This window comes from Halomonas sp. AOP12-B1-6 (assembly GCF_052379225.1).
GTDB lineage: Bacteria > Pseudomonadota > Gammaproteobacteria > Pseudomonadales > Halomonadaceae > Vreelandella > Vreelandella casei.
Genome location: NZ_JBQSYK010000002.1, coordinates 39776 through 59083, shown reverse-complemented (window position 1 = coordinate 59083; position 19308 = coordinate 39776). Strand labels below are relative to the sequence as shown.

The following is a 19308-nucleotide window of genomic DNA, read 5'->3' as shown; positions in this document are numbered from 1 at the left end:
GTGCTGTTTTTAAGCACTATTTACTAAGCGCTGTTTTTTAAGAGCTATCGTTAGGTACTAATCTCTACGTGCTATATCCGCTCGCTAAGCCGTATGAGCGGATTGACCCAGGAGAAAAGTCGCATGTCCTATGCTCCTCATTCCTCCACTGGCCGTTTTCCGTTGAGCGGCCAGCTCGGTTTTACCTTGATTGAGCTAATGATGGTGGTCGCTATCATTGGCGTGATTGCGTCCATTGCCTATCCCAGCTATACCCGCTACGTGCAGCAATCAGTGCGCACGGATGCTCACGCCGGCCTAATGCAGGCAGCCTCTGAACTTGAACGCTGCTACTCGCGTACCTACTCCTATCATGACTGTGCCATTGGTGAGCTGTCTCCCGATCAGCACTATGCCATCGCGTTAACACCCCACGATAGCGGCTATATGCTAACCGCCAGCTCGTTTAAAGAAGACGGCTGCGCTGAAGATCTGCGCTTAAATGCACGTGGTGAAAGGTTGCCTAATGCGTGTTGGTGAGCCGAGCCAGCAGCGGGGCTTTAGCTTAATCGAGGCATTGATTGCGCTGGTGATTTTGTCCGTTGGCTTAATCGGCGTGGCGGCCATGCAGCTAAAGGCGCTACACAGCGCCACGACCGGCTATCAGCATTCGATAGCCAATCTAGCCGCCGTGGATGCACAGGAGCGCCTCTGGGCCCAGCTAGCAAGCGACGATGTCGATGGCTGTGCCAGTATTGATGTCGAAGCAGACTGGAAGGCTCATTGGTTTGGTGATAGTGGGTTTGGTGATAATGGGTTGAACCCTCTGCGCAGAGCTGATGAAGCAGCAAGTGGCATACGGCGCTCTGGGTGTGAATTTACCATTGTGATTGCGTTGGCGAGTCGCGAAGGTGGCGCCGAATCAAACGCGCTGAACCATACGCTGACCTATACGCTTGTCCTGCCTGATCTAGCGGGAGGCGGACGATGACGAGCGGACAAAGAGGCTTTACGCTTGTTGAAGTAATGGTGGCCATGGCGATTGGCACGGTCATTATTTTGGGCGCTGGCCAACTGTTTCTAACCACCTTCCAAACGTTTAGAGCCGTGGATGCCGTTAGCCGCAAGCAAGAGGCGTTAGTCTTTGCGGTGAATACCCTTACGCAAGCGGCGCGCAAAGGAAATATAGCGAATTACGCCATAGCGCCCGATGAGCGTCGCACCGATGGCGGTACCCGCCACTACTGTGTGCTTCAAGATGAACGACAACATCAGCCTTTGGTTGATCTCGCCCAGGTCGACAGCGCGGCCGACTGCCCGGCGCTTTACGAAGCCAATGCTGATGATGTGTCGACGAGCGTAACGCTGCTTGTCGGTGACTGCCGGGAAAGTGCTAATGCAACCTGCGACCAGTTTACGTGGACGGTGAGTGAGCGTGACAAGGTGGCGGCCTTTTTGGAGGCTCGCTCATGAGACAGCAGCGGGGCGCGGCGTTGGTGATTGTTATGGCGCTACTCTCCGCTGCGCTGATGTTAGGTATGTCGGGCATGCAGGGCGCATTGATTGACGAGCGCTTAGCGGGTAACTACCGGGCAGTGGTGCAGGCCACGATGAACGCTGAGTCCGCTTACTCGAAAGCGCTAGAGGCAGCGTTCATACAAGATATGGATGCGCTAGATTGGGGGGCGAAAACGTACTCACGCAGCGCGATTGAAGAAATGGCGTGGGATGATATTGCTCATCTCGGGCAGGTTAATGACCAATGCGCAACCGAAACGGCCGTGTGTTTCTATTTGCCGTTAATCGTTGATGGTAGAAAGAGCCTCGTTGCGTTTGGCGCGCTATATGCAAATCAAGAAGGGCCGGTGGTGGTGAGCCATCCTTACTTTTTATTTCTTGAGTAAATGCCTGAATTTAGAGACTAACCGCAGTTGTCGCATCGCGATGTCGATGCACGTATCATATTGCCATGTACGTTCAACGACGAGCCAGAAATCATGAGTCAGTCTGCTAAAACCCGCGTTCTTACCGGTATTACTACCACCGGCACGCCCCATTTAGGCAACTACATTGGGGCGATCAAGCCTGCCATTGAGGCAAGCCAAGACCCCAACGTTCAATCGTTTTACTTTCTGGCTGATTACCATGCGTTGATCAAGTGCCCAGACCCGAAGCGTGTTCAGGAGTCACGGTTGGAGATTGCCGCGACCTGGCTGGCGCTGGGGTTAGATACTGACAATGCCATTTTCTATCGTCAGTCGGACATTCACGAAATCCCCGAGCTGATGTGGATGCTTTCCTGCGTATGCGCCAAGGGCCTGATGAACCGTGCCCATGCTTATAAAGCAGCGGTAGCAGAAAATGAAGAAGCGGAAAATCAAGATGCTGATAAAGGCATCACTATGGGGCTGTTTGGTTATCCCGTGCTGATGGCCGCGGATATTCTAATGTTCAACGCCAACAAGGTGCCGGTCGGGCGTGACCAAATTCAGCATATCGAAATGGCGCGTGATATCGCGGGGCGCTTTAATCACCTTTATAAAGGCCAGCACTTTGCCCTGCCTGACGCCGTCGTCGATGATAAGGTGCCGCTGCTGAATGGCTTAGATGGCCGTAAAATGTCCAAAAGCTACGATAATACGATTCCGCTGTTTGTCGCTGAGAAAAAGCTGCAAAAGCTGGTGCGTAAGATTAAGACCAATTCGCTAGAGCCGGGTGAGCCAAAAGACCCCGATAGCTGCACGCTATTCCAAATTTACTCAGCGTTCGCCACGTCAGCAGAGTCCGCTAGCCTGCGTGATCAGTACGCGGCAGGTATTGGCTGGGGCGATGCAAAAAATCAGGTGTTTGATTACTTGAACGCTCAGTTGAGCGCCCCACGTGAGCGCTATAACGAGCTAATGGCAGACCCTGCGCATATTGAGGCAGTGCTGCAAAAAGGCGCCGAGCGCGCCCGCGAAGAAGCCACGCAGACCATGGACCGTTTGCGTGCCGCTGTAGGTTTGGGGCGATTTGTTTAGACGCTGGGCCTTATGGCTTTCTAGCTGCTTTAGCATCTGGTGAAAAAAGCCCTTTCCAGCCGGTCGTATAGCCCTAAAGATATATAATCTAGATAATAGCCTCCTTCTTAGGGGGCTATTTTATGCTGGATATGGAGTGGCATAGTGAATTTGGCCATCTAATTAGAGAGGCTAATATGCACCAAGAAACAAATAGCTGGCAGTGGGCAACAAGACCAAAACGTAATTTCCGAACTGGCATACTGGCTAAAGCCAGTGGAATGCAGCGTAAAAAATCAGATTAGGCCGTTCGCAGCAATCAGTTGGGGAAAAGCGCTGATAATCTGTCACCGAACAGGGCGATGGCCAGTCCTACTAGCATCACTATCGACCCGCACAGCTTGATGAGGGAAACAGGCCGTTCATCGGCACCCATTAATCCAAAATGATCGATAAAAAGCGATGAAGTAATTTGCCCTGCGATAGCCAGCCCGAGTAGGGCTGACAGACCAATTTTGGGTGCAAGCACCACGTAACTAAGCAGTGCACTGGCCCCTAGCACGCCGCCTATCAGGCTCCACCAAGGCTGGGCAGGAATAGCGACTAGCGAGGTGACTATCCCGCCTCGCATGAGTGAAAAGAGACCCAGGCACACCGCGCCGGCAGTAAAAGAAAACAAAGCCGCAGCCACAGAGTCTCCTCCGATGCCTTTAGCCAACTGACCGTTCAACGTGGTCTGCAGGGTAATGCCTAGCCCGGCGAAGATGGCCAGCAGATAATATACTGAGTTCATCTCGCTTCTCCTTACTGAGCCGATTCAAGCGGCAAAAACGTCTCAGCAAAAATGTCAGGCTGATAGCCTGAGGCTGCGAAAAGATGCTCACGGGACTCGTCGACTGCGGCACGGAGTCGCTCGCTGTCCACTCCCACTACCTTGCCATCGCGCTTGACGATACGTCCGCCAATCATAACCGTATCAATATTGCTACGTTCTGCTGCATGTACCACCGTGCCGAATGCATTGCCTGATGGGTAAAGGTTGATGTCCTCAGCATTGATAAGAACAATGTCGGCCTGCTTACCTGGTGTCAGGCTACCAATTTTGTCCTGCAATCCAGCACAATACGCACCATCGACGGTCGCCGATTTAAGAAGCTGTGCGGCCGGGAGTGTTGTTAGCGCCTCTTTAAAGCCACAAGTATGCTGCTGATGCATGCCCATGACCCGCTGCAGGTAAAATGCCACGCGCATTTCCATAAACATGTCAGTGCTGTAAGACGTTTCATTGTCGACACTTAGCCCAGGATTGATGCCATGACGCTGCGCAGCCGGCATAGCGAACATGCCATCTTCTATGCCGTAGTGCGCATCTGAGCGCGGACATACGTTGACCCGCACACCCGCTTCACGCAAAATTTTCCAACCTTCATCAGGCAATGACGTGCAGTGATTAAAGATATTATCTGGGCCCAGAAGGCCTTGCTGATGCAGTGATTCAAGTTCAGACGCCATCAAAGAGCCAAAGAACTCAGTCACAATTGGTAGCCCTAATCGACGAGCCTCGGCCCACAACTCTGGCTCCAACTGAGCCATGACCCCAAGAGAAACAAGGCTGTCAGGGTTATTCTTAAAATACTTTTCCTGCAAGCGTTGCCAGTTACCTGGCCAGTGCGCTTCGTCCCACTCTCCGGCAACGGGCGCACCCGAGGCATGTATGGCGCGAATGCCCGTATCAAACAGGGCTTCAACGGCAGCATCGGAATGCTCAGCCGTACGGCTATTATGGGAATTGTCTATGACAGTGGTGATACCCGCGTCAATACAGCCTAAGGCCGTTAGCAGGTTGCCGATATAATTATCGGCAGGGCGATAGTATTTGGCAAAAGAGAAGTGCGTGGCATTGCTGTAGTCTTCCAGACATGTAGCATTCGGATTAAGTCGGCGTAGCTGCCCCTCCCAAGAGTGACGATGAGAATCAACCATGCCCGGTATGGCAATCATGCCTGCTGCATCGATAATGACGGCGTCACTGGCCTCAATATCTTCATCAATGGCTATGATGGTGCTGCCTTCGATAAGGATATCGGCGCTGACTAAATTGCCTATATCATCGTCCATACTAAGAACAGTAGCGCCACGGATAAGCGTCCGGGCCGTTAGCGAGTCATGGGCCTGTACTATATTTCGAATATAATCAGTCATCTGCATTTCACCTTTTTGAAATTCCATGAAGAAAAGATACGCAAAATGACTCCTCTGAAAAAGACGGCTAAACTGTTTTCATTATCCAGAAATCACGAACAATGATGGCCTCTGCTGTGGCTCATGGAAAAAGAATATGGATCGTATTCAGGCAATGCAGATTTTTGTCCGTGTAGCTGAGGCAGGGAGCTTTATTCACGCGGCGGAAACGCTGTCCTTACCGGCCTCGACGGTGAGTAGCACGATTAAAAGTCTTGAAAAATATTTACAGGTGCGCTTGCTGAACAGAACAACGCGGCGGGTCAGTCTGACGACTGAGGGTGCACAGTATTTGGCACAATGTCGCGAAATACTGAAACTGATTGAGCAGACAGAGTCTAGCCTGAGCGATTCGGTTAAACGGCCGCAGGGACGTTTGCGGGTTGATATGCCTGGCGGCATTGCACATTTTGTCGTCATGCCCAATCTGAAAGCCTTTTACAGGCGGTATCCAGATATCTATCTGATGATAGGCGTCAACGATCGGCAGGTCGATCTCGTTCAGGAGGGCGTAGATTGCGTTATTCGGACTGGGGAACTCAATGACTCAACGCTCGTCGCGCGATCGCTCGGCCGATTTCGCTGGGTGACGTGTGCTTCTCCGGCCTATCTCACAGAGAAGGGTATTCCGCAGACTCCAGAAGACTTGGCACAGCACCAAGCCGTCCACTATTTTTCAGGACACGCCAGGCGAGCGGGTGAAATGAGCTTTGCCAGTGGCACTGAAAAAATGTCAGTTTCGGTCAGCGGCGCTGCGGCCGCCAATGAGACAGGACTCTACATAAAAATGTGTCTTGAAGGGTTAGGGCTGGCACAGCTTGCTGAGGAAGTGGTATCAGATCATCTGGAAGAAGGCCGGCTGATTGAAGTTCTGGCGGACTGGCAGCCCGCCTCCGTGCCGGTCAACTTGCTCTATCCACATCAGCGTTTTCTCTCGCCAGCCGTGAGCGCATTTGCTGATTGGATCACCGAGCTTGTCCGCGATGGTAATTCGGCAATCTAAAGTGCCGATTCAGTTCGACGATGAACCAGGTTCAAGTTGGACATTTCGCCCGGCCATCATGCCGGTGAATGCGCCGGCAATGGCGATTGCTGCGGTTGTTAACAACGGCGCTGTCCAGCCGCCGGTCCAGTCGTGCAGTTGACCGAGCAGCAGGGGGCCAGCTGCTGCCATCAGGTAACCCACACACTGCGCCATTCCTGACAGCGCCGCCGTGTCGCCAGCATTTTTTGTGCGCAGCCCGATGAACGTCAGGCCGAGCATCATGCTAGCGCCAGAGCCAAAGCCCAAAAGCGCGGCCCATAACATGGCTAGGTTTGGCGCATAAATAAGTCCGATCAGGGATATGGCAACCAGCAGACTGGTCGTTACGGCCGCTAGCTTCTGGTCTTTCAGGCGGCGAAGCGTGGCTGCTAATATCAAGCCCGGAATTGCCGTAGCGAGTTGAAGCGTTCCGTGCACCGATCCTGCTTGTGTGGCCGATATGCCATGGTCTATCAGAATAGTAGGCAGCCAGCCTACAGCGACATAAAAAGGCATCGCATTCAGGCCCATGAACAGTGTGACCTGCCATGCCAGAGGCGATTTCCAGACGGCCACGGTTGCTGATTTTTTTGGACCGGACAGGTTCACCGGGTCGTGTTTTTTCAGCTGAGGCAGCCACAAAACCAGCGCAAACAGCGGAACTGCAACTAACAAGCTCAGAGCAATAGGCCACCCCCACGCCTGCGTCAGGGGAATGATCACGGCTGACCCCACCGCGCCCGATGCTCCCATCGTAATGGCGTAAGCGCCGGTCATGGAGGCCATGTTCTTTGAGAAGTCACGCTTAATCAGGCCAGGCAGTAAAACGTTGCCTAGGGCGATCCCCGTGCCTATCAGTATCGTACCGGCGTACAACGCCCAGGCGCTTCCTGCGGAACGCAGCAGAATACCCAGCGAAATGACTACTAGTGCGCCAAACAGGGTGCGCTCGATTCCGAACTTGTGGGCTACAGATGCACTCAGCGGGGAAAAGGCAGCAAATGCAAGCAAAGGCAGTGAAGTAAGCAGGCCCAGAGCGGAGTTGCTCAGTCCAAAATCATTCTGGATTAGCGGTAGAACCGGCGCTATGCCGGTAAACGGAACCCGCAGGTTGGCGGCAATAAACAGAATGCCCACTACGAGTGCAACGGCATGCCATTTGTTTTTTGTGTCTAACATATTCGCTAACTCTTCTCATAAAAAAGAAGAACTGTAGAGAATAGAACGCTCATATAATATAGAGATTATGACACCTGATAACTAAATTATGCCAAATTTCAAAAAAGGCGTTTCATCGCCGGAAGATTTCGATTCAGATGTGTTTGCTCAGGCAGCGATTGCCCTCAAGGTCGCGCCCGAACTGAATCATTCAGGTATTAGCCCGCATGATCACCGTAAAGGCCAGCTGATCTTATCCTTGCGCGGTGCGGTGAGCTGTGAGGTACAGAACGCACTGTGGCTCGTTCCTCCCCAGCATGCGGTATGGATACCCGGCGGCACCCCTCACAGTTGCCGAGTTACCCAAAACGCCCGCACCTGTTTCCTATTTGTTGAGCCTGACGCGGCAGTTATGCCTGAAGCATGTTGTACGGTTGCCATCATGCCCCTTGTCCGGGAGCTGATCCTGCATCTTGCTGAACAGGAGCTTACTTACCTTTCCGAGGGCAAAACAGCGCGGCTGGTTGCGGTGCTTCTCGAACAGCTTTCTGACGCGCCGGTTAAAGAGCTGCACCTGCCAATATCAGACCACCCGAAAATCAGACAAATTGCAGATACGCTCTTTGCAGACCCCGGCGACCGTACAACGCTTCGCCAGTGGGCCGCCCGGCTTGCAACCAGCGAGCGATCGCTGGCGAGACTAGTGCAAAGCACTACCGGACTGAGCTTCGGACGCTGGCGTCAGCAGTTGCATCTGATGATCGCACTGAGCCATCTGGCAGAGGGCGCCTCTGTGCAAAGTGTGGCCGGCACTCTGGGGTATGACTCTGTGAATGCATTCATCACGATGTTCAAGAAAGCGCTAGGCAAATCGCCTACACAATATTTTTCCACTCTGCGTTAATGCCCTGCTGTTCGATACTGGCCGAAAGCTGAAGTAAGAAGATAGAAGTGTGAACCCTTTGTTTAGCATCAGTAAGGAAACAGCTGTGCTTTAGACTAGATCTTGTCTTCCTCCGACAGAGGTACGGGGCGGTATAGCACGCAGGCACAATCTTGGTTAGCAAACCAAGATGGCAACAACAGCCAAGGTAGCTTTTTATTTTTTACACGCTGCGTAAAAAAACATCCCATGAATATGATATTCATGGGATGTGCAGCCCGGTATTCAGAGAATTACATAGAAATTACTATATTCTCCAAATGGAAGGGGCTTTTTTACAACATGCACTGTGCTTTGACACGCGGCTTTGCAGGTTCGTTTTAACGGTTCTGCTTAGCCTTCAATCGGAGCGCGCCAGTCGTCAGAACCGGAGGTGCCGGCAACGGTGTGTTCCCAATCGATTTTGCGGTAAGCCAATGACACATCCATCAACTGAGTAAATTCAGATTTGTTGATGTCCTGGGCATGTGGCATGCGCAGGTTGATGTCAACGATCGTGGCATCGGTCAATGTTGTGGTGAAGAAGTGTTCCTGCTTACCTTCAACAGACGTGCGGTACCAGTTGAGAGCTACGTTAGGCAGCATTTCCCCAGACGCAAGAGCGTTGTACATCAACGGTACTGATTTGTTGAGAGCAACGGTAAAGATAAAAGGTTTATGAGCGCGCTGGCCGGAAGGCTGACCAGACTGCGGGTCAGTCGGTACGGTAACCACATGCTTGAACTCTTGAACCAGCATCTCGTCTTCGTGGCCTTCAACATAAATGTTGCCGACAGAGTCCGGTGTAAAGGCACCAGCGGTAATGTTGCCCTGAGTTTGGCCCTCAATGCTGATATAACATGGTGTTGGCATGGTCTGCTCCTTGACTGAGATATAGAAAGAAATGTCACGCTGACTCAATATATAAAGCAAGGGTCATGCCGTTTATAATTTAATCAATAATTTCAATAGTTTATTTATAATTATATTAATTGTTAATTATTATTAGGCAAAATATTGCCTATTTTAAGCAACTCTTTGCTTGCTTGGCAACGAATTGCTCATTCATCTTTGGTTATAATTTTAGACTATTTTTTATAGTAATTTATGAGTGCTTTTGGTTTCATTGAGTAACGTAGATATTCAAAACGTGGTGCATATTTTCTTTTATTCAATCTCTGATCAGCTTAATCATTAAGGCGCTATTCATTTTAGCCGCCTCATTTGTGCGTGATTTCAGTCAATAACCTTAAGAGATTGCCGGCAGAGTTTGTAAGAGATATCTTACAAATTATGATTAGCAAATGAATGTTAATTACTATTTTGATAATTTGCAGCCTAACTTCTTAAAATGTGTCGCTAACGTGGCGTAAATCCTATTTTGATGACTGAGTGCTTAACGGTTCTTAGGCAGCTGGGGTGTTATAGGTAGAGAAGCCGTGATTGGTGCATGTCCAAGCAATTAGTTACCGTCCCTAGATTGAGAACTATTAACAGTTACATTGATACATTTCTCTCCAGGGCTAAATTCCATGGCTAAGCAAGGAACCGTTGCGCCGAAAGAGCGCATCAATATCAAGTATGTGCCAGCTACCGGTGACCAGCAGTCCGAAACGGAACTGCCGCTCAAGCTAATGGTGGTGGGTGATTTTAAAGGCGGGGAGGAAGAAACCCCTATTGAAGAGCGCCAGGCCGTCTCTGTTGATAAAAGCAACTTCCAATCGGTCATGCGTGAGGCGGGGCTGAGTTTACAAACCGCGGTGCCTAACCGGCTCGATGAAGGTGATGAAGCGAACGATATCGCTGTCAATCTTGATTTCAAATCACTCGAAGATTTTTCGCCTGACGCAGTCGCAAAGCAGGTGCCTGAATTACGCAAGCTCGTTGAATTGCGCGAAGCGCTGGTTGCCTTGAAAGGGCCGCTGGGGAACGTGCCTGCTTTTCGTGATCGGCTGCAGAAGCTGCTGGAAAACGACGAAGCGCGCCAGCAGCTGTTAAACGAGCTGCACTTGCTGGATGCCGATAAGGATAAATAAATCTTAGGTATTAGCAGCGTTTTTTCAATGCGATATAGCGTATTCGAGGCACCGTGATGAGTAAGTCAGCAAAGCAGCAGGGCACAGCAGCATCGGTAGAGACAGAAGCAGAGGTATCGCTACTTGATCAGGTAATGGCGCAAACGCGCATGGCGCCTGCCGATGAAGGGTACGATGTTGCCAAGAAAGGCGTGGCGGCGTTTATCGCTGAGCTGCTGAATGGCGGCGAGGCGGCCCCCAAGGTCAATAAATCACTTGTTGATAACATGATTGTTGAGCTTGATCGCAAAATTAGTCATCAAGTTGATGAAGTATTACACGAAACCAGCTTTCAGCAACTAGAGTCAGCGTGGCGCGGCTTGAAGCTGCTGGTTGATCGCACCGATTTTCGTGAGAATATTAAGCTTGATGTGCTGCATGCGACCAAAGAAGAACTGCTAGAAGACTTTGAATTCGCCTCTGAAATCAGCCAGAGCGGCTTATATCAGCACGTTTATAACGCTGGCTACGGCCAGTTCGGCGGTGAGCCCGTTGCCGGCATCATTGGCCATTATGACTTTTCACCTTCCACGCCGGATATGAAGCTACTGCAGTATGCGTCAGCCGTGGGCGCCATGGCACACGCGCCGTTTATGTCATCTGTTGCCCCTTCGTTTTTTGGTATCGATAGCTTTGAGGAGCTGCCGAATATCAAAGACTTCAAAGCGATTTTTGAAGGGCCGAAATATGCTCGCTGGCGCAGCCTGCGTGAGTCAGAAGACGCCCGCTACCTGGGCTTAACCGCACCACGCTTTTTGCTACGGACGCCTTATGATCCGGTAGAAAACCCCATCAAGACCTTTAACTACCGTGAAAATGTGAGTGAAGGCCACGAAGACTATCTGTGGGGCAATACTGCTTACCTTTTAGCCGAGCGGCTAACCGATAGTTTTGCCAAGTATCGCTGGTGCCCCAATATCATTGGGCCACAAAGCGGCGGGTCGGTTGAGAATTTGCCCGTGCACACCTACGAAGCGCTGGGCCAGCTTCAGGCAAAAATTCCGACCGAGGTGTTAATCACCGACCGACGCGAGTTTGAAATGGCCGAAGAAGGCTTCATTTCACTAACCATGCGTAAGGGTAGCGATAACGCTGCGTTCTTTTCAGCCAACTCCGTTCAAAAGCCCAAGGTCTTCCCCAATACCCCTGAGGGAAAAGCGGCAGAGACCAATTTTAAGCTGGGCACACAGCTTCCTTACATGTTCATCATCAATCGCTTGGCACACTACGTAAAAGTGCTTCAGCGTGAGCAGGTCGGCTCCTGGAAGGAACGTCAGGATCTTGAGCGTGAGCTGAATGCTTGGATACGTCAGTACGTGGCTGATCAGGAAAATCCGCCTGCAGATGTGCGTAGCCGCCGCCCGCTACGTGCTGCCTCTATTCAGGTTTCTGATGTTGAGGGTGAGCCAGGCTGGTACCAAGTCTCCATGTCCGTGCGTCCGCACTTTAAATACATGGGTGCTAACTTCGAACTCTCACTTGTTGGACGCCTCGACAAAGAATAAAGGAATGTCGTCATGGCAGCTGACAGCGGTGGATTGCTGAGAAGTGGGTCGTTGAGAAGCAAGTCGTTGATAAATGAGTCGCAGGGAAGAGAGTCGTTGGGGAGCCGCTTATTCGAACGCCTTGCGGCGCCTCACCAGCCCGTGCTGCGGGACGAAGGCGACGAGCTAATGGCGGTGGTGGCGTCGGTCAAGCGCCACCTGGTTGATTTGCTCAATAGCCACCCAGGCAACAGTGCGTGCGCTCCTGAGCTGGGGCTGCTTGATTTCAACGACGCCACGATCGGCGTTTTGGATCTAGAACTCAATATTCAGCAAGCCATCCGCCAGTGTATTGAACGCTTTGAGCCGCGAGTCAAACGCGTGGACGTTGAGTCGTTGCCCAATCACGGTGACCCGCTGCAGCTACGTTTTCAGGTGCATGCAACGGTTGCGCTGGGCAGAGATAACACCCATGCCACTATCGATTTGTTGCTCAACAACAAGCGTTATCAGTGCCTTAACTGATAGACCCAAGAGGCACGCATGCTTAACCGCTACTATCGAGATGAACTCAACTTCTTGAAGCGCCAGGGGCGGGAGTTTGCAGATGCAAACCCCGGCCTGAGCCGCTTTCTTTCTGAGCGTAGCACGGACCCTGACGTAGAGCGTTTGTTAGAGGGGTTCGCTTTCCTCACGGGGCGAATGCGCGAGAAGGTGGATGATGAGTTCCCGGAACTCACTCACTCCTTAATAAGCATGCTGTGGCCGAACTACCTTCGTCCCGTACCCAGCATGACCGTGGTGCAGTTCACGCCGACGTGGCACGCGCTAAGCCAGCAGCAGCAAGTGCCGCGCGGCACTGAACTTGCTAGCGAGCCGGTAGACGGTACGGCGTGTCAGTTTCGTACCTGCCATGACGTGGTGCTTTATCCGTTAGCGCATGCCGGTGTAGATGCTCGCCATACGCGCGAGTCGTCTATCGTTGAGCTGACCATGGACGTACGCAGCGATCAGCCGATGAATGCCATGGGAATTAACGCTCTGCGCCTGCATTTGGGCGGCGATGGCTATACCGCTCGTACGCTGTACCTATGGATGAGCCATTACCTGGCCCGCCTTGAGCTAGAGATCGACGGTAAGGTACAGACATTACCCGCTAGCGCTTTAAAAGCCGTTGGGTTTGAGCGCGATCAGGCACTGCTGCCGTACCCGCAGAACGTTCATCAAGGTTACCGCATACTGCAGGAGTACCTCTGCTTTCCTGAGGCGTTCCATTTTTTCGATGTGCTGAATTTAAACCAGTATTTGCCTGTGGAAACGGCGCGCAGCGTGACGTTGCGCTGTGTGTTTTCACGGATATTGCCGACCGATGCGCGGGTGCAAGATGAGCACTTGGCGCTGTACTGCACGCCGGCGATCAATCTCTTTGAGCATGATGCTGAGCCCATCGATTTAAGCGGTGAACGCAGCGAATACCGTATTCGACCTAGCAGCCGATCGCCTTCTCACTACGAGGTATTCAGCGTTGATCAGGTGCAGGGCGGGTTGGCGGGCGAGCATGCGGATGCCCAGGGAAATCCAAGAAACTACGTCCCGTTTGAAAGCTTTCAACACCAAATAGAGCAAGACCGGGGGCGTGAAGCGCTGTATTACCGCGTTCGCGTGCGCGACAGCCTGCGCAGCGATGGCTTTGATCATGACATTGCGTTTGTGCGCGGTGATGAGCGGGCCCGCGTGGGGCGTCGCGAAACGATTTCTTTACAGTTGACCTGCAGTAACCGTGAGCTGCCCGAGCAGCTGACTATTGGCGACCTGTGCGTGCCGACCGAAGAGAGCCCTGCTTACGCTGCGTTTCGCAATATCACCCGGCCAACGCCGGTGCTGCGCCCTGCGCTTGACGATGGGCTGCTGTGGATACTGATTTCCAACCTGTCGCTTAACTATCTCTCGCTGCTTGAGCGTGATGCGTTGTGCTCGGTACTACGGGCGTATGACTTTCGTGCGCTGGTGGACCGCCAGGCTGAGCGGGTGGCGCAAAAACGCTTAGCCGGGATTATCGATATCGACACCCAGTCGGTTGACCGGCTGCGTAAAGGGCTGCCCGTGCGTGGCTTGCGTTCGGTGATGACGCTTGATCAGGAGGCCTTTGGTGACGAAGGCGGCCTCTATTTGTTTGGTAGCGTGCTGGCGCGCTTCTTTTCGCTTTACGCAAGCATCAACTCTTTTCACGAGTTGCATGTCATTAATCGCCATAACCAAGAGCGCTACACATGGACCTTACAGGCGGGGCAGCAGCCCCTAATGTAGCGCTTGCCCCCGTGATTCAGGGGGCGCGACGCTACGAGTTTTATCAACTCGTCGAGCTTCTGCACCGGCATCATGGCGATGACTTAGAGCAGCGGTATAGCGGTAGCGTGCCCTCTTTTCAACGAGTGCGCTACAGCGCATCGGCGTCGCTAGGCTTTCCCAGCAGTGACGTGCTCGCCCTGCGAGAAAGCCAGGCAGGCCAGTATGAGATGGAAGTCAGTTTTCTCGGGTTGCAGGGTTCGCAGTCCCCGCTACCCGGTTACTACTTGGAAACGTTGGCGCATAGCGCCGCCCACCAGGAAGGTGCCGCAGGCGATTTTCTAGACTTCTTCAACCATCGGCTGCTGACGCTCGCCCACCGTAATTGGCGTAAATATCGCCATTACGTGCGCTATCAAGATGACGCTGCCGATGGTTTTTCCGCCGCCATTTTTGCGTTGGTTGGGCTTGCCGACAGCGACCTGCGCGGCGAAACGCCAATCAACTGGAGCAAAATGCTCGCCTACGCAGGCCTGTTAGCGGGGCGCTCGCGCTCGCCGGATGTGGTGTGCGGCATTGTGGGCCACTGCTTTGATTTAGCCAGTGTCGAGATAGACGAGTGGGTGATGCGCTGGGTAGAAATTCCAGCGGACCAGCGAAGCCGCACCGGCATGGCAGGAATGACCCTAGGAGAAGATATGGTCACCGGGGAGCGTGTCGCCGATGTTAAAGGCAAGTTTGCACTTTGTTTGCGCGGGCTGAGCTTAGCGCGTTTCAGAGATTTTCTGCCCGACGGTGAAGAACACAAACCGCTACGAACCCTAGTGAGCTTTGTACTGCGCGAGCCGCTGGCCTACGACCTTGAACTTGAATTATTGGAGAGTGAGGTCAAGCCGATGCGTTTAGGCGACACCGGCTCATGCCAGCTTGGGTGGACCACGTTTGTTGACCCAGAAAGCGACGACAGCACAGCGCGCCGCTGTGTACGCATTCAGATGACGAGTTAAGCCATGCACGCTAATCAGCTTGAAGCCATAACGTTAGTGGTAACTAACAGCGAGCAGCTTGAAGGCCGCTCAGTCAGCAGCTTTGTTTTTAAACAGGACGGCGGCACGCTGGGTAGCAGCCCTCATGACGACTGGCTGCTCCAGGATCACGGTGGGCAAATTAGGCCCAGCCATGCCGAAATCATCAAGATTGACGGCAAGTATTGCTTGGTCGATCTCAGCGGCCACACCTATATCAACCGCACCACGCTGCCGGTGGGGCGCAACCGAAAAGTGGCGTTGCGCGATGGCGATGAATTGCTCGTCGGTGAGTACTGCTTAAAGGTGCACCTAGGCGATCGGCACGCTTGGCAGCCCGGTGTCCATTCGCTTTCTCGGCTCATCGACGAAGAGCATGACGACGTGACGGCTGATGCCACGCTATGGCCAGCGGGCGCCGGCGAAACGTTTAGCCATGAGGCTGAAAAGGGTGACCCCATCGAGGCGTTGGGTGGTGCCCTGCCAGGCTCTATTCAGCATGACCCGATGGTGGCCTTAGACCGTGATGACGCCGCTTCAGACGTCATTGAGCCGTTGGAGAGTGTGGCGTTTTCACAGCGTCAGACCTATCAAGGATCAGGCTATCAAGGTTCGGGCTATCAAGAGCCGTCTTATCAAGAACAGGCATTTAATAAACCGTCTTTTAGCACAACTAGCACAACGACGCAGAGGAGCAGTGGCATGGATGAGCGGCAGCTAAACGACTTAGAGCGCTCGGTTGGTGAGCAATTGGAAGATCGCTGGCAAGCACCCACAACACAGGCGCTTGGCCATGTTGGCGCAGATCCGCTGCTTAAAGGCTTAGGTTTGGATCTAAGTTTTCGTGACAGCGAAGAACAGCAGGCGTTTCTAGAAGAAGCAGGCCAAACGCTGCGAGCCACTATCGATGGCCTGCGGATACTGCAGCAGGCCCAGGATAATAGTAAATATCCGCTGCGCGACCGTCGTTTACAGCCGATTGAAGATAATCCTCTGCGGCTGGGACAGTCCTACGAAGAGACCGCTGAAACCCTGTTTTCGGCCCAGCGTAGCCCTGTGCATCTGTCCGCCCCTGAGGCCGTCGCCGAGTGCTTGCGTCATCAAGGCCAGCATCAAGCCGCTGTGGAGGAGGCCATTGGCCATGCGCTCGGCACTATTCTTGATGCGTTTTCACCTGAAGCGCTGTTAAAGCGTTTTCATGCCTACCGCGGTGCGGGCAATCGTATTGAAGACGAAGGCGGCTGGGCGTGGGAGATGTATCACCACTATTACCGCGAGCTCAACTCAGGGCGCCAGCAAGGTTTTCAAAAGCTGTTTTGGGAAGTTTTTGAGCAGGCGTATGACCAGTCGGTGCGTCGCCAGCAGCGGGAGGAGGCATGATCGCCTCAAGCATGAGCATGTCGAAGATGCTGCGGCTTGTTTGGTTGGCTGGCCTCATGCTGCTGTTGGCCGGCTGTGCTTCAACCCGTGAGGCGGGTGTGAAAACGTGGCAGGTTATGCGTGATCCTTCAATCCCCGTTGGCTATCCCGAAGATCGGCCCACCACGGTCGATCTGAGCATGATTGCCGAGCCGAACGTCAATCCCAATGTGGAAGGTGAAGGAACGCCGCTGCGCTTTCAGGTGCTGCAGCTAAAAGACGATTCCATGCTAATGGCTGCCGACTTGGGTCAGTTAAGCCGTGACTTAGAGGAAGCGCTAGGCACGAATTACCTGACCCATGACGACTTCACTTTACTGCCCGGGCAGTGGAAGTTTTACGAACCGTTTGAAGTCGATGAAGACACGCGTTACATCGGGCTGATTGCGTTTTATGCAACGCCCAACGAAGCCGAGTGGAAAAAGGTCGTTAAGGTAAAGGCTAGTGGCGAGCATTACCACCTGCTGGTTCACCTCCGTGCCAATGAAGTCGAGCTAAGGAAGGAGGAATAATGGCCAGCCGAAATCGTGTGGTGTGGAGCGAAGGCTTATTCATCAAGCCCCAGCATTTCCAGCAGCAGCAGCGCAGCCTAGAAGGCTTAATCGATACGCGTCTAAAAGGGGTTAGCCACTATTTATATGGCTTCCTATCGCTGGAGCTGAACAGCGAGTTTTTAAGCTTTGGGCGGATAGCGATCAGTCGCGCTAGTGGCGTTATGCCTGATGGCGTTGCTTTTCATCTGCCCGCTGATGATATGGAGCCTAGCCCGCTAGAAATCAGCGATGCGAGCATTACCAACCAAGTGGTCTATTTAGGTCTGCCGCTGGCAACCGATGGCGTGGGCGAAGTGCGCTGGCCGGGCGATGATTTGCCGGCCCGCTATCGTCTCTTGTCACGCAGCGTGCGCGACCTACATTCCCGCGATGGCGACTCGGCAGATCTAGACGTTGCACGCGTCTCCCCTCGGCTGCTTTTAGAACGCGATGATCGCAGCGGCTACGCCTGTTTGGCGGTTGCGCGTATTGTTGAGCGTCGCCCGGATGGCAGCCTCGTGTTGGATGAGCAGTTCCTGCCCACGCTGCTTAACGTGCAGGCGGCTTCTGGGCTTCAGCGTTTCGTGGGTGAAATGGCCGGGCTAATGCGCGAACGGGCGCGCAATATTGCCCAGCGCCTCTCGACACCCCACCAGGCCGGCGTGGCCGATGTGACCGACTTCATGCTGCTTCAACTGCTTAACCGTGCTCAGCCGCGTTTTCAGCATCTGGCACGGCTAGGGCAGCTCCATCCTGAGCGGCTTTACGACACCATGCACGAAGTGGCCTGTGAGCTAGTGACCTTTACCGATGAGTCGCGGCTGCCGCCAGAGTGCCCCGCCTATGACCACGATCACCCTGATCGCGCGTTCCGGCCGCTGATGAAGATGATGCGCCAGGCGCTTTCAACCGTGCTTGAGCCACGTGCGGTGGCGATTCAGCTACAAACGCGCCGTTTTGGCTTGCTGGTGGCGCCGCTTTCCGATGTCAGCCTGATCGAGTCGGCGGAGTTTATTCTGGCGGTGCGGGCAGATATGCCCAACGAGCGGCTGCGTAAGCTTTTCTTACAGCAAACCAAAGTGGCCAGCGTCGAGCGTATTCGCGACCTTATCAGCCTTCAACTGCCCGGTGTGCCGCTTGAACCGTTGCCGGTTGCTCCTCGCGAGCTGCCTTATCACGCCGGTTATAGCTACTTCCAATTGGACCGTCAGAGCGAAGCCTGGGGAATGCTCAACGGTGCCAGCGGGTTTGCCTTCCACGTCGCAGGGGAGTTCCCCGGCCTGGAAATGCAGTTCTGGGCCATCAGGAGTTAAGCCATGCAACATCTCACGACCGACGAGCGCAATTTGGCGCGCCCACGCGCTGAGCGCAGCAAAGCGCGCCATGAAGACCTGATCAATGAGCGTGGCCTAGAGCATCTAATCCACAGCCACGCCGAGCAGCTGGATGCCGATGAGGACTACTGGTTTCGCCTGCGCGGCCACAATTTAAATCCGCTGGTAGACGCCGCGAGCAGCCTGCTGGGCATGGTGGTACGTGTGCGCCAGCTCGATAGCGCAGGCGATGTCGAGCGGCTTTATCGCCAGGTCGTCGACGAAATTGCCGCGATTGAAATCGAGCTGACCGAACAAGGCTACGACCGGGCAACGCTGCTCGCTTACCGCTACGTGCTGTGCTCCTTCATCGATGAAGCGGTAATGGGAATGTCCTGGGGGCGGCAAAGTAAGTGGGCGGAACACTCCTTGCTAACGCGCTTTCATAACGAAACCTGGGGTGGCGAAAAAGTCTTTTCTATCCTGGCGCGATTGCAGCAAGAGCCCAAGCGTTACCGCGACATGCTGGCGTTTATTTACCTATGCCTATGCCTGGGTTTTGAAGGTCGCTATCGAGTGATGACCCACGGCCGTGATGAGTACGAACAAATCGTTCGTGCGCTAGGTGAGCAGCTTTCTACTCTGGATCAGCCCTCTGAAGAGGCGCTTACGCAGCCATTGCGTAACGTTGTTAACGCTCGCCAAGGGCGGCGAACGGGCTTTCCTATCTGGGGCATCTTTGGGCTATTTGGGCTTGCCATGGTGGCGGTGTATATGGGCCTGTCATGGTCACTTGACCAGCAGGCTGAGCAGATCACCTTGCTTCTTAACCAAATCTATCGTTAGGAGA

General features: G+C 53.4%; 20 protein-coding genes. 16 read left to right on the top strand and 4 right to left on the bottom strand.

From position 1 onward, the window contains the following. Positions 1-123 precede the first annotated feature (123 nt). The 5 genes from ACT3TR_RS05535 to ACT3TR_RS05515 all read left to right on the top strand — a co-directional run bounded on the left by ACT3TR_RS05535 (position 124) and on the right by ACT3TR_RS05515 (position 2999). The gene (locus ACT3TR_RS05535) at positions 124-519 is read left to right on the top strand and encodes a type IV pilin protein (RefSeq protein WP_096277906.1); all 396 of its coding nucleotides are present in this window, start codon (positions 124-126) and stop codon (positions 517-519) included. Then, positions 506-970 (top strand): type IV pilus modification protein PilV, encoded by a 465-nt coding sequence (gene pilV, locus ACT3TR_RS05530; protein ID WP_444625033.1) that lies wholly within the window; start codon positions 506-508, stop codon positions 968-970. The genes ACT3TR_RS05535 and pilV overlap by 14 nt, the downstream gene beginning before the upstream one ends. Then, positions 967-1452 (top strand): PilW family protein, encoded by a 486-nt coding sequence (locus ACT3TR_RS05525; protein ID WP_444625034.1) that lies wholly within the window; start codon positions 967-969, stop codon positions 1450-1452. Before pilV ends, ACT3TR_RS05525 begins: the two co-directional genes overlap by 4 nt. Continuing rightward, positions 1449-1883 carry a pilus assembly PilX family protein gene (locus tag ACT3TR_RS05520; RefSeq protein ID WP_444625035.1) on the top strand — a complete coding sequence of 145 codons (435 nt, stop codon included), beginning with the start codon at positions 1449-1451 and terminating at the stop codon, positions 1881-1883. Before ACT3TR_RS05525 ends, ACT3TR_RS05520 begins: the two co-directional genes overlap by 4 nt. A gap of 93 nt (positions 1884-1976) precedes the next feature. Next, positions 1977-2999 carry a tryptophan--tRNA ligase gene (locus ACT3TR_RS05515; protein WP_096277914.1) on the top strand — a complete coding sequence of 341 codons (1023 nt, stop codon included), beginning with the start codon at positions 1977-1979 and terminating at the stop codon, positions 2997-2999. Positions 3000-3297: 298 nt separating this feature from the next. On the opposite strand, the gene ACT3TR_RS05510 is transcribed toward ACT3TR_RS05515, so the two are convergent. Together ACT3TR_RS05510 and ACT3TR_RS05505 are read right to left on the bottom strand one after the other, a co-directional pair. Continuing rightward, complete coding sequence (locus ACT3TR_RS05510) at positions 3298-3771, bottom strand: DMT family transporter (RefSeq protein WP_096277916.1); 474 nt, start codon at positions 3769-3771, stop codon at positions 3298-3300. A gap of 11 nt (positions 3772-3782) precedes the next feature. Next, the gene (locus tag ACT3TR_RS05505) at positions 3783-5180 is read right to left on the bottom strand and encodes an amidohydrolase family protein (RefSeq protein ID WP_096282273.1); all 1398 of its coding nucleotides are present in this window, start codon (positions 5178-5180) and stop codon (positions 3783-3785) included. A 136-nt stretch (positions 5181-5316) separates the two neighbouring features. On the opposite strand from ACT3TR_RS05505, the gene ACT3TR_RS05500 reads away from it, so the two are divergent. Beyond that, positions 5317-6222: a LysR family transcriptional regulator gene (locus ACT3TR_RS05500; RefSeq protein WP_096277918.1), complete on the top strand. Its 906-nt coding sequence runs from the start codon at positions 5317-5319 to the stop codon at positions 6220-6222. A gap of 9 nt (positions 6223-6231) precedes the next feature. On the opposite strand, the gene ACT3TR_RS05495 is transcribed toward ACT3TR_RS05500, so the two are convergent. Next, positions 6232-7422, bottom strand: a complete 1191-nt coding sequence (locus ACT3TR_RS05495) for an MFS transporter (RefSeq protein ID WP_444625036.1) — start codon at positions 7420-7422, stop codon at positions 6232-6234. Between the two features lie 88 nt (positions 7423-7510). On the opposite strand from ACT3TR_RS05495, the gene ACT3TR_RS05490 reads away from it, so the two are divergent. Beyond that, on the top strand, positions 7511-8305 hold the full coding sequence (locus ACT3TR_RS05490; protein ID WP_444625037.1) for an AraC family transcriptional regulator: 795 nt from the start codon (positions 7511-7513) through the stop codon (positions 8303-8305). Positions 8306-8677: 372 nt separating this feature from the next. Here ACT3TR_RS05490 and ACT3TR_RS05485 read toward each other — a convergent pair whose 3' ends face one another. After that, on the bottom strand, positions 8678-9196 hold the full coding sequence (locus ACT3TR_RS05485) for an Hcp family type VI secretion system effector (RefSeq protein WP_096277924.1): 519 nt from the start codon (positions 9194-9196) through the stop codon (positions 8678-8680). A 659-nt stretch (positions 9197-9855) separates the two neighbouring features. On the opposite strand from ACT3TR_RS05485, the gene tssB reads away from it, so the two are divergent. Genes tssB through icmH form a run of 9 tightly spaced genes read left to right on the top strand, consistent with a single transcriptional unit; the run spans position 9856 to position 19304 of the window. Further along, complete coding sequence (tssB, locus tag ACT3TR_RS05480; RefSeq protein ID WP_096277926.1) at positions 9856-10359, top strand: type VI secretion system contractile sheath small subunit; 504 nt, start codon at positions 9856-9858, stop codon at positions 10357-10359. 56 nt (positions 10360-10415) lie between these two features. Then, entirely contained in the window at positions 10416-11903 is a 1488-nt protein-coding gene (gene tssC, locus ACT3TR_RS05475) for a type VI secretion system contractile sheath large subunit (protein WP_096277929.1), read from the top strand. A gap of 12 nt (positions 11904-11915) precedes the next feature. Beyond that, the gene (tssE, locus tag ACT3TR_RS05470; protein ID WP_096277931.1) at positions 11916-12407 is read left to right on the top strand and encodes a type VI secretion system baseplate subunit TssE; all 492 of its coding nucleotides are present in this window, start codon (positions 11916-11918) and stop codon (positions 12405-12407) included. Between the two features lie 18 nt (positions 12408-12425). Continuing rightward, complete coding sequence (gene tssF, locus ACT3TR_RS05465) at positions 12426-14189, top strand: type VI secretion system baseplate subunit TssF (RefSeq protein WP_096277933.1); 1764 nt, start codon at positions 12426-12428, stop codon at positions 14187-14189. Beyond that, entirely contained in the window at positions 14153-15175 is a 1023-nt protein-coding gene (gene tssG / locus ACT3TR_RS05460; protein WP_096282274.1) for a type VI secretion system baseplate subunit TssG, read from the top strand. The genes tssF and tssG overlap by 37 nt, the downstream gene beginning before the upstream one ends. Before the next feature lie 3 nt (positions 15176-15178). Next, positions 15179-16573, top strand: a complete 1395-nt coding sequence (gene tagH / locus ACT3TR_RS05455) for a type VI secretion system-associated FHA domain protein TagH (protein WP_444625038.1) — start codon at positions 15179-15181, stop codon at positions 16571-16573. Further along, positions 16570-17124 (top strand): type VI secretion system lipoprotein TssJ, encoded by a 555-nt coding sequence (gene tssJ, locus ACT3TR_RS05450; RefSeq protein WP_225734152.1) that lies wholly within the window; start codon positions 16570-16572, stop codon positions 17122-17124. The genes tagH and tssJ overlap by 4 nt, the downstream gene beginning before the upstream one ends. Next, positions 17124-18458 carry a type VI secretion system baseplate subunit TssK gene (tssK, locus tag ACT3TR_RS05445; protein ID WP_096277937.1) on the top strand — a complete coding sequence of 445 codons (1335 nt, stop codon included), beginning with the start codon at positions 17124-17126 and terminating at the stop codon, positions 18456-18458. Before tssJ ends, tssK begins: the two co-directional genes overlap by 1 nt. 3 nt (positions 18459-18461) lie before the next feature. Further along, positions 18462-19304 (top strand): type IVB secretion system protein IcmH/DotU, encoded by an 843-nt coding sequence (gene icmH, locus ACT3TR_RS05440; RefSeq protein WP_441686018.1) that lies wholly within the window; start codon positions 18462-18464, stop codon positions 19302-19304. Positions 19305-19308: the final 4 nt, after the last annotated feature.

Coding starts and splice junctions, on each gene's coding strand:
- ACT3TR_RS05535 (WP_096277906.1), top strand. CDS start 124: ATGTCCTATGCTCCTCATTCCTCCACTGGCCGTTTTCCGTTGAGCGGC.
- pilV (WP_444625033.1), top strand. CDS start 506: ATGCGTGTTGGTGAGCCGAGCCAGCAGCGGGGCTTTAGCTTAATCGAG.
- ACT3TR_RS05525 (WP_444625034.1), top strand. CDS start 967: ATGACGAGCGGACAAAGAGGCTTTACGCTTGTTGAAGTAATGGTGGCC.
- ACT3TR_RS05520 (WP_444625035.1), top strand. CDS start 1,449: ATGAGACAGCAGCGGGGCGCGGCGTTGGTGATTGTTATGGCGCTACTC.
- ACT3TR_RS05515 (WP_096277914.1), top strand. CDS start 1,977: ATGAGTCAGTCTGCTAAAACCCGCGTTCTTACCGGTATTACTACCACC.
- ACT3TR_RS05510 (WP_096277916.1), bottom strand. CDS start 3,771: ATGAACTCAGTATATTATCTGCTGGCCATCTTCGCCGGGCTAGGCATT.
- ACT3TR_RS05505 (WP_096282273.1), bottom strand. CDS start 5,180: ATGACTGATTATATTCGAAATATAGTACAGGCCCATGACTCGCTAACG.
- ACT3TR_RS05500 (WP_096277918.1), top strand. CDS start 5,317: ATGGATCGTATTCAGGCAATGCAGATTTTTGTCCGTGTAGCTGAGGCA.
- ACT3TR_RS05495 (WP_444625036.1), bottom strand. CDS start 7,422: ATGTTAGACACAAAAAACAAATGGCATGCCGTTGCACTCGTAGTGGGC.
- ACT3TR_RS05490 (WP_444625037.1), top strand. CDS start 7,511: ATGCCAAATTTCAAAAAAGGCGTTTCATCGCCGGAAGATTTCGATTCA.
- ACT3TR_RS05485 (WP_096277924.1), bottom strand. CDS start 9,196: ATGCCAACACCATGTTATATCAGCATTGAGGGCCAAACTCAGGGCAAC.
- tssB (WP_096277926.1), top strand. CDS start 9,856: ATGGCTAAGCAAGGAACCGTTGCGCCGAAAGAGCGCATCAATATCAAG.
- tssC (WP_096277929.1), top strand. CDS start 10,416: ATGAGTAAGTCAGCAAAGCAGCAGGGCACAGCAGCATCGGTAGAGACA.
- tssE (WP_096277931.1), top strand. CDS start 11,916: ATGGCAGCTGACAGCGGTGGATTGCTGAGAAGTGGGTCGTTGAGAAGC.
- tssF (WP_096277933.1), top strand. CDS start 12,426: ATGCTTAACCGCTACTATCGAGATGAACTCAACTTCTTGAAGCGCCAG.
- tssG (WP_096282274.1), top strand. CDS start 14,153: ATGGACCTTACAGGCGGGGCAGCAGCCCCTAATGTAGCGCTTGCCCCC.
- tagH (WP_444625038.1), top strand. CDS start 15,179: ATGCACGCTAATCAGCTTGAAGCCATAACGTTAGTGGTAACTAACAGC.
- tssJ (WP_225734152.1), top strand. CDS start 16,570: ATGATCGCCTCAAGCATGAGCATGTCGAAGATGCTGCGGCTTGTTTGG.
- tssK (WP_096277937.1), top strand. CDS start 17,124: ATGGCCAGCCGAAATCGTGTGGTGTGGAGCGAAGGCTTATTCATCAAG.
- icmH (WP_441686018.1), top strand. CDS start 18,462: ATGCAACATCTCACGACCGACGAGCGCAATTTGGCGCGCCCACGCGCT.